This window comes from Kitasatospora sp. NPDC048194, from assembly GCF_043202455.1.
In the GTDB taxonomy this organism is placed as follows: domain Bacteria; phylum Actinomycetota; class Actinomycetes; order Streptomycetales; family Streptomycetaceae; genus Kitasatospora.
This window is the reverse complement of record NZ_JBIDAK010000003.1, coordinates 126505-140153: the sequence shown is the minus strand read 5'-3', so window position 1 is coordinate 140153 and position 13649 is coordinate 126505. Positions and strand designations below refer to the sequence as shown.

General features: G+C 72.8%; 10 protein-coding genes and 1 tRNA gene. 6 read left to right on the top strand and 5 right to left on the bottom strand.

What is annotated here, in order from left to right; all coding sequences use genetic code 11:
* Positions 1–84 precede the first annotated feature (84 nt).
* The gene (gene purM / locus ACGF07_RS05655; RefSeq protein WP_350745697.1) at positions 85–1218 is read left to right on the top strand and encodes a phosphoribosylformylglycinamidine cyclo-ligase; all 1134 of its coding nucleotides are present in this window, start codon (positions 85–87) and stop codon (positions 1216–1218) included.
* Between the two features lie 209 nt (positions 1219–1427).
* On the opposite strand, the gene ACGF07_RS05650 is transcribed toward purM, so the two are convergent.
* Positions 1428–1682: a DUF3073 domain-containing protein gene (locus ACGF07_RS05650; protein WP_350745700.1), complete on the bottom strand. Its 255-nt coding sequence runs from the start codon at positions 1680–1682 to the stop codon at positions 1428–1430.
* A 417-nt stretch (positions 1683–2099) separates the two neighbouring features.
* Positions 2100–3257: a Glu/Leu/Phe/Val dehydrogenase dimerization domain-containing protein gene (locus ACGF07_RS05645; RefSeq protein ID WP_392895730.1), complete on the bottom strand. Its 1158-nt coding sequence runs from the start codon at positions 3255–3257 to the stop codon at positions 2100–2102.
* A gap of 197 nt (positions 3258–3454) precedes the next feature.
* On the opposite strand from ACGF07_RS05645, the gene ACGF07_RS05640 reads away from it, so the two are divergent.
* Together ACGF07_RS05640 and bldC are read left to right on the top strand one after the other, a co-directional pair.
* On the top strand, positions 3455–4363 hold the full coding sequence (locus tag ACGF07_RS05640; protein ID WP_392895728.1) for a hypothetical protein: 909 nt from the start codon (positions 3455–3457) through the stop codon (positions 4361–4363).
* Between the two features lie 488 nt (positions 4364–4851).
* Positions 4852–5058 (top strand): developmental transcriptional regulator BldC, encoded by a 207-nt coding sequence (gene bldC, locus ACGF07_RS05635; protein WP_014137253.1) that lies wholly within the window; start codon positions 4852–4854, stop codon positions 5056–5058.
* A 358-nt stretch (positions 5059–5416) separates the two neighbouring features.
* On the opposite strand, the gene ACGF07_RS05630 is transcribed toward bldC, so the two are convergent.
* A tRNA-Asp gene (locus tag ACGF07_RS05630) sits at positions 5417–5490 on the bottom strand.
* A gap of 106 nt (positions 5491–5596) precedes the next feature.
* On the bottom strand, positions 5597–9580 hold the full coding sequence (gene hrpA / locus ACGF07_RS05625; RefSeq protein WP_392895726.1) for an ATP-dependent RNA helicase HrpA: 3984 nt from the start codon (positions 9578–9580) through the stop codon (positions 5597–5599).
* Positions 9581–9721: 141 nt separating this feature from the next.
* Here hrpA and ACGF07_RS05620 point away from each other — a divergent pair, with 141 nt between their 5' ends.
* The 3 genes from ACGF07_RS05620 (at position 9722) to ACGF07_RS05610 (ending at position 12528) form a co-directional block, all read left to right on the top strand.
* Positions 9722–10240 (top strand): SigE family RNA polymerase sigma factor, encoded by a 519-nt coding sequence (locus tag ACGF07_RS05620; RefSeq protein ID WP_392895724.1) that lies wholly within the window; start codon positions 9722–9724, stop codon positions 10238–10240.
* The gene (locus tag ACGF07_RS05615) at positions 10237–11142 is read left to right on the top strand and encodes a hypothetical protein (protein WP_392895722.1); all 906 of its coding nucleotides are present in this window, start codon (positions 10237–10239) and stop codon (positions 11140–11142) included. Before ACGF07_RS05620 ends, ACGF07_RS05615 begins: the two co-directional genes overlap by 4 nt.
* 177 nt (positions 11143–11319) lie before the next feature.
* Positions 11320–12528 (top strand): serine hydrolase domain-containing protein, encoded by a 1209-nt coding sequence (locus ACGF07_RS05610; protein ID WP_392895720.1) that lies wholly within the window; start codon positions 11320–11322, stop codon positions 12526–12528.
* On the opposite strand, the gene ACGF07_RS05605 is transcribed toward ACGF07_RS05610, so the two are convergent.
* A complete protein-coding gene (locus ACGF07_RS05605) occupies positions 12503–13477 on the bottom strand; it encodes a LysR family transcriptional regulator (protein WP_392895718.1) in 975 nt (324 codons plus the stop codon). The two genes, ACGF07_RS05610 and ACGF07_RS05605, sit on opposite strands and share 26 nt — an antisense overlap.
* Positions 13478–13649: the final 172 nt, after the last annotated feature.

Below are 13649 nucleotides of genomic sequence, written 5' to 3'. Positions count from 1 at the left end.
GTCCCGCGAACCGGGGCCCCACCGCCGTTCCACCCCCCTCCGCTGTACGAACCACCCCCACCAGACCCGAAAGGGCCGCACGCAGTGACCTCCTCCCACCCGTCGCCCGCCACCACCCCCAACGGAGACGCCGGGCGTCGCCCCTCCGCCGGTGCCACCTACGCCGCCGCCGGCGTCGACATCGAGGCGGGCGACCGCGCCGTCGAGCTCATGAAGCAGTGGGTGAAGAAGGCCGACCGCCCCGAGGTGGTCGGCGGTCTGGGCGGCTTCGCCGGCCTCTTCGACGTGTCCGCCTTCAAGGACTACCAGCGGCCGCTGCTGGCCTCGGCCACCGACGGCGTGGGGACCAAGGTGGCCATCGCGGCCGCCATGGACAAGCACGACACCATCGGCCACGACCTGGTCGGCATGGTCGTGGACGACATCGTGGTGTGCGGCGCCGAGCCGCTGTTCATGACCGACTACATCTGCGTCGGCAAGGTCGTCCCGGAGCGGGTCGCCTCGATCGTCAAGGGCATCGCCGAGGGCTGCGCCCTGGCCGGCTGCGCCCTGGTGGGCGGCGAGACCGCCGAGCACCCCGGGCTGCTCGGACCGGACGAGTACGACGTCGCGGGCGCCGGCACCGGTGTCGTGGAGGCCGACGCGCTGCTGGGCGCCGCGCGCGTGCGGGCCGGTGACGTGGTGATCGCGATGGCCGCCTCCGGCCTGCACTCCAACGGCTACTCGCTGGTCCGCCACGTGCTGCTGAACGAGGCCGGCTGGAAGCTGGACCGCAAGGTCGAGGAGTTCGGCCGCACCCTCGGCGAGGAACTGCTGGAGCCGACCCGGATCTACTCGCTGGACTGCCTGGCGCTGATCCGCGCCACCGAGGTGCACGCCTTCTCGCACGTCACCGGCGGCGGTCTGGCGGCCAACCTGGCCCGGGTCATCCCGGACGGCCTGCACGCCCGCCTGGACCGCGGCACCTGGACCCCGCTGCCGGTCTTCCGGACCGTCGCCGAGGTCGGCAAGGTGGCCACCCTGGAGATCGAGAAGACGCTGAACATGGGCGTCGGCATGGTCGCGGTCGTCCCGCCGCACTCGGTGGACGTGGTGCTGTCGCTCCTGGAGGACCGCGGGGTCGAGGCCTGGCTGCTCGGTGACGTCGTCGAGCGCACCGACGAGCACGAGGGCGGCGCGGCCCTCTACAACGCCTACGAGGGCTTCACGGCGGGCTGAGCACGCCCCCCCCGGACGCCGCGGACCCCGCGGACACCCGGGGCGCTCAGGGCGCCGACGGGAAGAAGCGGGGACGAGAGACGGGAGGGCCCCTCCGGTGCGCCGGAGGGGCCCTGCCGTTCCCAGAGGGGCGGCGGCGCGGGGCGCGCGGGAACGCCGAAGACCGGCCCGGCGCTCGAGGCGCCGGACCGGTCCGGTGATGCTGTGGGTTACGAGCGGCGGGAAGCCCGGGACGACCCGGCACCCGGCTCGTTGTCGTCCTCGTCGTCGACGGCGCCGTAGCGGGCGGCGTACTCCGCGTACGGGTCGTCGTCCTCTTCCTCGATCGGCTCAGGGTCGATCGCAGCGGTGGACGGCGATACGCCCAGCTCGTGGGACAGACGGTTAGCGTCGAACCCGCCGCTGTTGTACTTCAGCTCGCGGGCGACCTTCGTCTGCTTGGCCTTGGCCCGGCCGCGCCCCATGGGTCGACCCCCTCAACGATGGGGCTCACGGCCCCGAGTCTGACACGTGTTCATGATCAGGACCGGCCTGCCCGAATGGGAGGACCGTCCCTTGGAGCATTAACGGTACCTGTTTCCGCCGCTGGACGGTACGTCGTCGGTGTGACGTGGCGCGCACCGGCTGCACCCGAGACCGGGTCTTCCCAGGTCAGGGGAGGTTTTGCGGCGTTTTGCGCGCTGTCCGTAGGTGTTCGAGGTCCGTCGTTCCAGGACCGATTATCCCCCCTAGGGGGGCGTCGGATCACCCGTTCGGGCGGAGAAGTGAGAATCCGGTTCCACATCGTGATGCGCGGGGGGCCACTGGGTGCTCCCCGGGCCGCCCGGGGCGGACGGGGAGGGCCGGCCCCCCGCGCATCCGGTCAGCGCGACCGGGGTCGGTCAGGAGCGGCGGGCGCCCGGCAGCAGGACCGTGCGCAGCGCACTGATCTCGCGCATCCGCTTCTCGGCGAGGCGGTCGGCGGCGACCGCCGGCGGGACGCCGTCGGCGGCGGCCCGGGTGAAGATCTCCAGCGTGGTGTCGAAGATCTTGGTGGCCTTGTTCTTGGCCCGCTCGAAGTTGAAGCCCTCGATCTCGTCGGCGACCTGGATCACGCCGCCGGAGTTCACCAGGTAGTCGGGGGCGTACAGGATGCCGCGGTCGGCCAGGTCCTTCTCGACGCCCGGGTGGGCCAGCTGGTTGTTGGCCGCGCCGCAGACGATCGAGGTGCCGCGCTCGCCGAGCGCCGCCACCGTGGCGTCGGTCAGCGCGCCGCCGAGGGCGCAGGGGGCGTAGACGTCCAGCTGGGCCTGGAGCAGGGCGGTGGTGTCGGCGACCACCTCCACCTCCGGGTGGGCGGCGCGCACGCGGTTGACGGCGGCCTCGGAGACGTCGGTGACGACGACGGTGGCGCCGTCCGCGACCAGGTGGCCGACCAGGTAGTGGCCGACCTTGCCGACGCCCGCGACGCCGACGCGCTTGCCGCGCAGGGTCGGCTGGCCCCAACGGGCCTGGGCGGAGGCCCGCATGCCCTGGAAGACGCCGAAGGCGGTCAGGATGGAGGAGTCGCCGGCGCCGCCGTGCTCGGGCGAGCGGCCGGTCACGAACTCGGTCTCGCGCGCGATGACGTCCATGTCCTGGACGTAGGTGCCCACGTCGCAGGCGGTGACGTAGCGCCCGCGCAGGGACTCCACGAAGCGGCCGTAGGCACGGAGCATCGCCTCGTTCTTGTCCTTGTTCGGGTCGCCGATGATGACGGCCTTGCCGCCGCCGAGGTCCAGCCCGGCCAGCGCGTTCTTGTAGGACATCCCGCGGGACAGGTTCAGCGCGTCCTCCAGGGCCGCCTCCTCGGAGGCGTACGGGAAGAAGCGGGTGCCGCCGAGGGCCGGGCCCAGTGCGGTGGAGTGGATCGCGATGATCGCCTTGAGGCCGGAGCTGCGGTCGTGGCAGAGGACGACCTGCTCGTGGCCGTCGCCGAGGGCGCCGTCCTGCTCGGTACGGAAGATCCTGCTGAGCACTCCGGGTGCGGGGTGCGTGGCGGGGGTCTGCACGTCGGTCACTGTGGTGACTCCAGTAGGGAAGGCCCGCTGCTGTGGTGCGGGCGCCTAGGGCGAAGCGTAGTCGCGTGCGGGGGGCCGATCCGCCCTCTTGTCCGAGCTTGTACCGGTTGTCCGAGGGGTGAGACGCGGGGCCGTGAGCGGTGCGGGCGCGAACCGTTCGGGCCGCGCCCTCCCGGGCCCGGGCGGCGCGTGCGACCATGCAGGACGTGACCGTCGTACGCACTTCCGTACAGCCGCCCTACGCCGCCCACCTGCGCGTCTACGAGCCGCTGGCCGCGTACCCGGAGCCCGAGCGGGCGCGTTGGCAGGCGTACGCGGCGGAGCACGGGCCGGACGCGGCGGAGGCGGCGCGGCCGGTGGCGGCGGCGGTGCTGGCGGAGCAGCGGGAGGCGCTCGCGGAGCTGGCCGCCCGGACGCCGCGGGCGCTGCCGGAGCGGGAGAGCGGGCGGGCGTACCTGCGGGCCGTGGACGGCGTACTGTACGTGTGCCCCTGGGCGACCAGGCTGCGCAGCTGGCAGGCCCTGGAGGCGCTGCGGGAGGGGGCTCCGGTGGCCCTGCTGGACGCCGCGGTGCCACCGGTGGTCCGGGAGGCCGCCGAGGCGGACCGGGAGCGCTGGCTGGCCGGGCACCCGGACGCCCGGCCGTGGATCCTGACCAGCCGGTGGGAGGTGCCGGTGCGGTGGTTCCTGCCGTTCGGGGACGAGGACCGGTGCTTCGTGCCGGGGGGAGCGGACGAGGAGGGGGAAGGGGCGGGGGAGCGGCCGGCGGCGCTGTTCTACCTGGTGCCGATGGCCCAGGCGCGGCGCCGGGTGGCGCGGGCCTACCGGGCGCTGCGCGAGGCGGTGCCGGAGGGGCGGTTGGTCCTGGGGGCGGAGCAGGTCGGGCGGTGGCTGGAGGAGTTCCACCCGCGCTCGCTGGTGGAGCTGGACTACGGGGGGCTGGTGCATCTGCTGGGGCCGGAACGGTTGTTGGCGGACCGTTCGGCGGGGGAGCTGGAGGAGGGGCTGCGCGCGCTGCGGGCGGGGGACACGGCGGAGGCCGTGCGCGTGTACGCGGAACTGACGGGGCGGTGGCGCCGGGTGCAGGCGCTGCGGCACGCGAACTGACGTCCGAGCGGCCGTGTATGACTGTGTCGGGCCTTTGGTCCGCGGCCTGCGCTGACCAAGGTCCCGGTTCGGGTCAATAGCTGCCGAACGTGACACTACTCACCGTTGACGCGAACTTACCCCTATGTGCAAAAATGGGACAACCAGCCCAACTTCACGTGAGCGTGCCCACTTTTGGGTGGTTCTGGAGTCGATGCGTGCTTTGCGGGGAAACGGAGGGTCTGGTCCCCTCGTAACCGGATGTCACGGTCGCGTGACTGTCCGTTATGGGGTGGTCCATCGCCATCCGTCGGCCTTGAACCCGTGAGGGGTCAATTTTGGCGGTTTGGTCGATAGGGCTGGACGGATGGTGTAGTTGTAGACACCAGGACAAGCCGTTCGTCCTATAACCGACTCGGCCCGTCTATGCCATTTCGGGCATCGCGGGCCAAGGTGCAGAATTTGAAGGATAGAACCGCCCTGGTTCGGTTCTCCCGAGGAGGCCGCTCATGACCGCTCGTACCCCTGATGCTGAGCCCCTGCTGACGCCGGCAGAGGTTGCCACCATGTTCCGCGTGGACCCGAAGACGGTCACCCGCTGGGCCAAGGCCGGCAAGCTGACGTCGATTCGCACGCTCGGCGGTCACCGCCGTTACCGTGAGGCGGAGGTGCGCGCCCTGCTGGCCGGGATTCCCGCCCAGCGCACTGAGGCCTGATAGGCCGAAGGCTCTTCAAAGGGGCCGCCAACCGGACTCCGCCGGGTCCGGTCGGCGGCCCCTTTGTCGTTCCCGGACGACCGACTCCCGGAGTCTTCCGGTCGACGGAATGTTGAACTCCGTATAACGATTTGATGCGCATGGGGTGGGGGGGATTTACAGTGAATAAAAGTGCAATTTTACATATTAAATTAGTGGTGTCTCTCGCGGGCCGTTCCGGGGCCGATCTCCGGAGGGCGGACGTGGTGACCGTCACACGCCCTACCGCTTGCGATCCGGGCCCGGTGCGGGGTAGAAGACCGGACGGTGAAAAGCGAGAGGCCCGGAACCTGACGGTTCCGGGCCTCTCGCGCTGCGGCGATCCCGACGGGACTTGAACCCGCGACCTCCACCTTGACAGGGTGGCGAGCTAACCAACTGCTCCACGGGACCAGAGTTTTCTGATCTCGTTCACTCGCTTGCCGCGCTGCGAACAAGACAGATCGTAGCCCATGGTGGGCCCCCAGGTCGAACTGGCTCCTGAAGGCCCACCCGCAGCTCAGAGCGTGGCCCGCGCGGCGTCCATCGCCTTCATGATCCGCTTCTCCGAGACGGGGCTCGGCGTGCCCAGCGACTGGGCGAAGAAGCTGACCCGCAGCTCCTCGATCATCCAGCGGATCGCCCGCACCTCCTCCGAGGGCTGCCGCCCGGCCGGCACCGCCGCCAGCAGCTCCCCGTACGCCTGCTGCACCTGCTGCACCTTCAGCAGCTGCTGGGCGTCGCGCTGGGGGTGGTTGGGCAGGGCCTCCAGCCGGCGGTCCACCGCCAGCAGGTACCGCTTGAGGTCGGGCAGCCGCTGCCAGCCGGTGGCCGTCACGAAGCCCGGGTGCACCAGCGAGGCCAGGTGCAGCCGGATGTCGTTCACCGCGTTCAGCAGCACCGGGCTGCTCACCGTCTTCAGCCGGGTCGACGCCTTGTGGAAGGCGATCAGCGCGGTGGCCGTCTTCAGCGTGGTGTCCGCGGACAGGTCGTACAGGTCCGCGCGCACCTTGTCGTGCAGCTTGCCGAAGGCCGCCTCGTCCCAGGCCGGGCCGCCCGCCAGGGTCATCAGCCGGTCCGTCGCGGCCGACACGACGTCCTCGAACAGGGCGCCGATCGAACCGTGCGGGCTGTGCGAGAGCGCCAGCTTCGCCTGGTTGCCGAGCCGTCCCTGAATCGACTTCGCGGGGGAGTTGACCGTCAGCATCAGCAGCCGGCGGGTGCCCTCCCACATCGCCTGCTCCTGCGCCTGCGGGGTGTCGAACAGCTTGACGCCCACCGACGCGCCCTCGTCCACCAGCGCCGGGTAGGCGCGCAGCGAGTGGCCGCGGGAGCGCTGCTCGAAGGTGCGCTGGAGCACCGGCAGCCCGGCCGGCCAGGCGGTCAGGCCGCTCTGCTCGATGCCCTGGCCGGAGGCCGCCGAGGAGAGCGTCTCCTTGAGCTTCGGCTTGAGCCGCAGCCGCAGCTCCTCCAGGTCCTTGGACTCGGCGAGCCTGCGGCGCCCGTCCACCACCCGGAAGGTCACCTTGAGGTGGTCCGGCACCCGGTCGTCGTCCCAGGCCTCCGGCGGCACCGTGACGGCCGTCAGGCGCTTCAGGGCGCGCTCCAGGGACGGCAGCAGCGGCTCCTGGCGGTCCTTCACCTCGCGCAGCGCCGCCCTGGCGAAGTCCGGCGCGGGCACGAAGTTGCGCCGCAGCGCCTTCGGCAGGGACTTGATGTACGCGGTGACCAGCTCCTCCCGCAGACCGGGGATCTGCCAGTCGAAGCCCTCCGCGGTCACCTGGTTGAGCACCGGCAGCGGGATGTGGACGGTCACGCCGTCCGCGTCGCTGCCCGGCTCGAACTGGTAGGTGAGCTTGAAGCGCAGCTTGCCCTGCTGCCAGTAGTCCGGGTAGTCGGCCTCGGTGACGCCGTCCGCGGCGTCGTTGATCAGCATCGACTTCTCGAAGTTCAGCAGGTCCGGCTGCTCGTGCCGGGCCTTCTTCCACCAGGAGTCGAAGTGCCGGGTGGAGACGATCTCGTCGGGCAGCCGGGCGTCGTAGAAGTCGAAGAGGGTCTGGTCGTCCACCAGGATGTCCCGGCGGCGGGCCCGGTTCTCCAGCTCCTCGACCTCGCCGAGCAGCTTGCGGTTCTCGGCGAAGAACCGGTGGTGGGTCTCCCAGTCGCCCTCGACCAGGGCGTTGCGGATGAACAGCTCGCGGCACAGCTCCGGGTCGATCCGCCCGTAGTTGACCTTGCGCTGGGCCACGATCGGCACCCCGTAGAGGGTCACCTTCTCGTAGGCCAGCACGGCGCCGGCCTTCTTCTCCCAGTGCGGCTCGCTGTAGCTGCGCTTGATCAGGTGGCCGGCCAGCGGCTCCACCCACTCGGGCTCGATCTTCGCGTTGATCCGCGCCCACAGCCGGGACGTCTCCACCAGCTCGGCCGACATCACCCAGCGCGGGGGCTTCTTGAACAGGCCGGAGCCCGGGAAGACCGCGAAACGGGCGCCGCGCGCACCGGCGTACTCGCGCTTCTCCACGTCGTACAGGCCGACGTGGGAGAGCAGACCGGCCAGCAGCGACTGGTGGATCCGGTCGGCGTCCGGCTCGGCGTCCGGATGCGGCTCCTCGATGGTGACACCCAACTGCTTCGCCACGGTGCGCAGTTGGGTGTAGACGTCCTGCCACTCCCGTATCCGCAGGTAGTTCAGGAACTCGGTCTTGCACATCCGGCGGAAGGCCGAGGAGGACAGCTCCTTCTGCTGCTCCCGGACGTAGCGCCACATCGCCAGGTAGGAGAGGAAGTCCGAGGTCTCCGAGGAGAACCGGCGGTGCCGGTCGTCGGCGGCCTGGCGCTTCTCGGCGGGGCGCTCGCGCGGATCCTGGATGGAGAGCGCGGCGGCGATCACCATGACGTCGCGCACGCAGCCGTTGCGGTCCGCCTCCAGCACCATGCGGGCCATCCGCGGGTCCACCGGCAGCTGGGCGAGCTTGCGGCCGAGCGGGGTCAGGCGCTTGCGGGGGTCCTTCTCGTCCGGGTTCAGCGCGCCCAGCTCGTGCAGCAGGTGCACGCCGTCCTTGATGTTGCGGGAGTCCGGCGGGTCGAGGAACGGGAAGGCGGAGATGTCGCCCAGGCCCGCCGCGGTCATCTGCAGGATCACCGAGGCCAGGTTGGTGCGCAGGATCTCGGCGTCGGTGAACTCGGGACGGGAGAGGAAGTCCTCCTCCGAGTACAGCCGGATGCAGATGCCGTCCGAGGTGCGGCCGCAGCGGCCCTTGCGCTGGTTGGCGCTGGCCTGGCTGATCGCCTCGATCGGCAGCCGCTGCACCTTGGTGCGGTGGCTGTAGCGGGAGATCCGGGCGGTGCCCGGGTCGATCACGTACTTGATGCCGGGGACGGTCAGCGAGGTCTCGGCCACGTTGGTGGCCAGCACGATCCGGCGCAGGTTGGAGCGCTGGAACACCCGGTGCTGCTCGGCCGAGCTCAGCCGGGCGTACAGCGGCAGGACCTCGGTGCCCCGCAGCTTGAGCTTGGTGAGGGCGTCGGCGGTGTCGCGGATCTCGCGCTCGCCGGAGAGGAAGACCAGGATGTCGCCGGGGCCCTCGTCCTGCAGCTCCTGGGCGGCGTCGCAGATGGCCTGGATCTGGTCCCGGTCGCGGTCGGCGTCGGTCGCGTCGTCGTCGTCCGTCTCCTCGACGATCGGCCGGTAGCGGACCTCGACCGGGTAGGTGCGGCCGGACACCTCGATGACCGGGGCGTCGCCGAAGTGCCGGGCGAAGCGCTCCGGGTCGATGGTCGCCGAGGTGATCACGACCTTGAGGTCGGGGCGGCGGGGCAGCAGCTGCTTGAGGTAGCCGAGCAGGAAGTCGATGTTGAGACTGCGCTCGTGCGCCTCGTCGATGATCAGGGTGTCGTACTGGCGGAGGTCCCGGTCGGTCTGGATCTCCGCCAGCAGGATGCCGTCCGTCATCAGCTTGACCAGGGTGTCCTGGCCGACCTGGTCGGTGAACCGGACCTTCCAGCCGACCGCCTCGCCCAGCGGGCTGTTCAGCTCCTCCGCGACGCGCTCGGCCACCGTGCGGGCGGCGATCCGGCGCGGCTGGGTGTGGCCGACCAGGCCGCGCACGCCGCGGCCCAGCTCCAGGCAGATCTTCGGGATCTGGGTGGTCTTGCCGGAGCCGGTCTCACCCGCGACGATCACCACCTGGTGGTCCCGGATCGCCGCCAGGATGTCGTCCTTCTTCTGGCTGACCGGCAGCTCGGCGGGATAGCTGATCTCCGGGACGGCACTGCGGCGCCGCTCGACCACCAGCTCCGCGCGGTCGATGTCGGCGGCGATCTCGGCGGCGATCTTCTGGCGGGCCTCGGGCTTGCGGACCCGGCGGGCCCCCTCCAGCCGGCGCCCGATCCGCACCTGGTCGCGCAGGGTCAGCTCGGGCAGACGGGCGGCCAGCTCACCGATCCCGGGACCCTCGGCGGGCGCGGGGGCGGACTGGACTGCGGGAGAACTCACTGCGGGCATCCCTCTAGGTTCGCAAGGAGGCACGGCGGAGCGCACCTCGGTTTTCGAGCCCCTCCAGTGTCACAGCCGCCGGCCGGGAATCGCGAACGGCGGGGCAACGGTCCGGGGCCGCCGCGGGCTCTGGCGGGGGAGGGGGTGTTCATGGGCGAGCAGAAGGCCGGCCGGGACGAGGAGTTCCGGGCGTTCGCCGGCAGTGCGTGGTCGCGGCTGCTCAGGACGGCGTACCTGCTGGCGGGCGAGCGGCACGGCGCCGAGGACCTGGTCCAGCAGACGCTGGAGCGGACGTACGTGGCGTGGGAGAGGGTCCGGGCGGCCCACGACCCGAACGCCTACGTCCGCCGGATCCTGGTCAACGAACACGCCCGGAAGTTCCGGCGCAGACTCACCGAGTACCTCGTGCCGGCCGTCCCGGAACGCCCGGCACCCGCCGGGGCCGACCCGGACGACCGCGCCGCGCTGCTCACCGCGCTCGCCGCCCTGCCTCCGCGCCAGCGCGAGGCCGTGGTGCTGCGCTACTGGGAGGACCTCACCGAGACCCAGACCGCCGCGGCGATGGGCTGCTCGGTCGGGACGGTGAAGAGCCAGGCGGCCAGGGGGCTGGCCAAGCTCCGGGCGGCCCCCGCACTGAGCGAGCTGACGACTGTCGGAGGCGGAAGATGAGCAGGGAGTCCATGCGCGGGGACGAGGGCTCGGCGCCGGCGGTCGCGGCCGCGGCCGCGGCCGGACTGAGCGACCTGGCCGGGAGCGTCGAGGCGGGGCCCGTGCCGTACGAGCGGCTGATCGCGGGCGGGCGGCGCCGGCTGCGGCGCCGGCGGCTGCTGACCGCCGCGGCGTCCGCGGTGCTGGTCGTGGCGGTGGCCGGGGCGGTGGCGGCGTCCGGCGGGTACGGGCGTCGGGCGGGCGGCTCGGCGGTGGCGGCCGGGCCGGCCCCGTCCGCTCCGGTGGGCGCGGCCGCTCCCAGCGGTGCCGCGCGGGACCCGTTCACCCCGGTCCGGACGATGGTCGGGCAGGGGTTCGCGGACGGCAGGAGGTGGCAGGCGTGGGTGGCGCTGTGGCCGGCCACCGCGACCGCGGAGGACGGTGCGCGACAGGACCGGCTGATCGTCGCGGACGGGCGCGGCGGCGCCGGCGACCCGCCGCCCGGTCGGGGCGGCACGGGGACCGGGCTGACCTGGCGCCCCATGCGGGACGTGGTGGCGCTCTACCTCGTCGTCGACGGCGAGGAGCAGGGCGGCCGATCGTGGCAGCAGGTCCCGGCACCGGGAGCACCGGCCGCCGGGCCGCCCGGCGTCGAGGAGGGCGGAGCGGCGTTCGAGGACCAGGGGGCGCCGGACAGCCGCCTCCCGGTCGTGATCGTGGGCGTCCGCCCCGACGTCGCCAGGGTCGCGGTCACCTGGCACGGTGGTGGCTCCACCGAGGCCGTACCCGTTCCGGTGGGGGACTCGCCCACGCGCTGGTTCGCCATCGCCGGCACGCGGGACGTCGACGCCGGCACCCTCCGCTACCTCGGCGCGGACGGCGGCCTGATCGGCAGCAGCGACCAGTGGTTCCGGTCCCGCTGAGGCCGCGGGCGCGCCCGGGGAGTCAGTGCGCTGCGCCCCGGGTGGCCGGTGCGCTGCATCCCCGGTTGTCGGTGCCCTGCGTCGCGGGTGGCCGGTGCCCTGCGCCCGGTTGTCAGTGCGCCGCGTCACAGTGGACTCCAGTGCGGGTGACAGGGCGTCGAGAGGCGGAGGTGGCCGATGAGCGGCACGACGGGATTGTCCGAGGGGCGGCTCGGCCGGATGCGCGCGGTGCTGGCCGGGCACGTCGAACAGGGCCAGGTGCCGGGCCTGGTGGCCGCCGTGGAACGGGACGGCGACACCCACGTCGAGGTGCTCGGCAGCCGGGACGCAGCCGGCACCGCCCCGATGCGGCGGGACACCCTGTTCCGGATCGCCTCGATGACCAAGCCGATCACCGCGGCGGCCGCGCTCACCCTGGTCGAGGAGTGCCTGCTGCGGCTGGACGACCCGGTCGACGACCTGCTCCCCGAGCTGGCCGACCGCAGGGTGCTGCGCCGCCCGGACGGCGAGCTCGCCGACACCGAGCCGGCCGTCCGGCCGATCACCCTGCGCGACCTGCTCACCTTCGGGCTCGGCTACGGCTTCGCGATGCTCCCGCCCACCGCCCCGATCGTCCGGGCCACGGCCGAGCGCGGCGTCGACGTCCGGCCGCCCCGGACGGACTACCCCGAGCCGGACGAATTCCTGCGGCTGCTCGGCGAGTTGCCGCTGCTGCACCAGCCCGGCGCCGGCTGGCACTACCACACCGGCTCGACCGTCCTCGGGATCCTGCTCGCCCGCGCCTGCGGCAAACCGCTCGGCGAGGTGCTGCGCGAGCGCGTCCTCGACCCCCTCGGCATGCGCGACACCGGATTCACCGTGCCCACCGACCAACTGCACCGGCTCCCCGTCGAGTACGTGCGCGACCGCGCGAGCGGCCGGCTCGTCCCGTACGACGACCCGGCCGACAGCGCCTGGGCCCGGCCGGCGCGCCTCGACGACGGCGGCGGCGACCTCGTCTCGACGCTCGACGACTACCTCGCCTTCGCCCGGATGCTGCTGGCCGGCGGCGAGGGCCCCGGCGGCGTGCGCGTCCTCTCCCGCCCGGCCGTCGAGCTGATGACCACCGACCACCTCGGCCCCGCCCGACTCGCCGCCGCCGCACCCCTGTTGGGGCGTGACGAACTCACCGGCTGGGGCTTCGGCCTTTCCGTCGCCACCCGTCGCACCGGCTTCGCCGCCCCCGGCCGTTACGGCTGGGACGGCGGGCTCGGCACCGTGTGGTTCAACGACCCGGCGGAACGGCTGACCGGTGTCCTGCTCACCCAGCGGATGTTCGAGAGCGCCACCCCGCCGGCCGTGGCACGGGACTTCGAGGTGCTCAGCTACCAGGCCGTGGCGGGGTGAGCGCGGCCTCGTCGGCGTCCGGCAGCCAGTCGCGGGCCGGGTCGTACTCCAGCCACCGGCTGCGAGCCGCCTCCGCGGTGAACGCCCGCAGCAGCCGCTCCAGTTGGGGGTGCGGATCGGTACCCCGCTCGGCCCGCCAGAGCAGCGACCAGGCGTACAGCGGCGTCGGGCCGACCAGCGGGACGGTGCGCACACCGGGGCGGTCGGGCAGCGGGTTGTCGGCGGGCACCAGGGAGAAGCAGGCCGGGTCGGCCGCGACCTGGTCGACGAAGTGCTCGAGGCCCAGGTTGGTCGAGCCGACCCGCTCGGTGATGCCGAAGCGGGTGGCGAAGCGGTTCAGGAAGTCCAGCCGGTCCACCGCCGCCGGGTAGCGCAGCACACTGCCGCCCAGCTCGGCCGGGCCCAGGGTGTCGCGGCCGGCCAGCGGATGGTCCACGGACAGCAGGGCGTCGACCGGCTCCAGCCGCACCAGGCGGTGCGTCAGCCCGGCGTCACCGCCGTCCGGCAGGGCGTGCACCCGGCCGAACCCGGCGTCCGACTCCCCGCGCAGCACCGCCGCCGCGACCGACGGCAGATCCCGCCCCGGCACCGGATCCACCTCCAGGCCGGGCGCCGCGTCCACCGCCTGGGCGAGCGTGCGCATCGGCGCGTAGAGGTGCCCCCACACGTCGATCCGCAGCGGCCGCCCGGCGCCCTGCACGGCGGCCACCGCCCGCTCCCCCTGCGCCAGCACCCGCCGGGCCGGCTCCAGGAACCGCCGCCCGGCCCCCGTCAGGGCCACCCCGCGGGCGTCCCGCTCCAGCAGGCGCACCCCCAGCGCCGCCTCCAGCCGGGCCACCCGCTTGGACAGCCCCTGCTGACTGATCCCCAACCACCCGGCGGCCCGCCCGAAGTGCGACTCCTCGGCGGCCACCACGAACGCCCGCACCTGCCCCAGATCCAGATCCACCCGGGCACCCTAAGCCGTGCCCGGACTCCGGGGCCTTCGGCTCCCCCCTGCCCCTCTTCTTCGTGCCCCTCTTCCCCACCTTTCCTTCCCCACCCTTCCTTCCGCACCTGCCCGACAACTGTCGGTTGTCGCCGCCCGCCGCCGGTTGTTGGACCCCGCCGGGCCGGGCGCG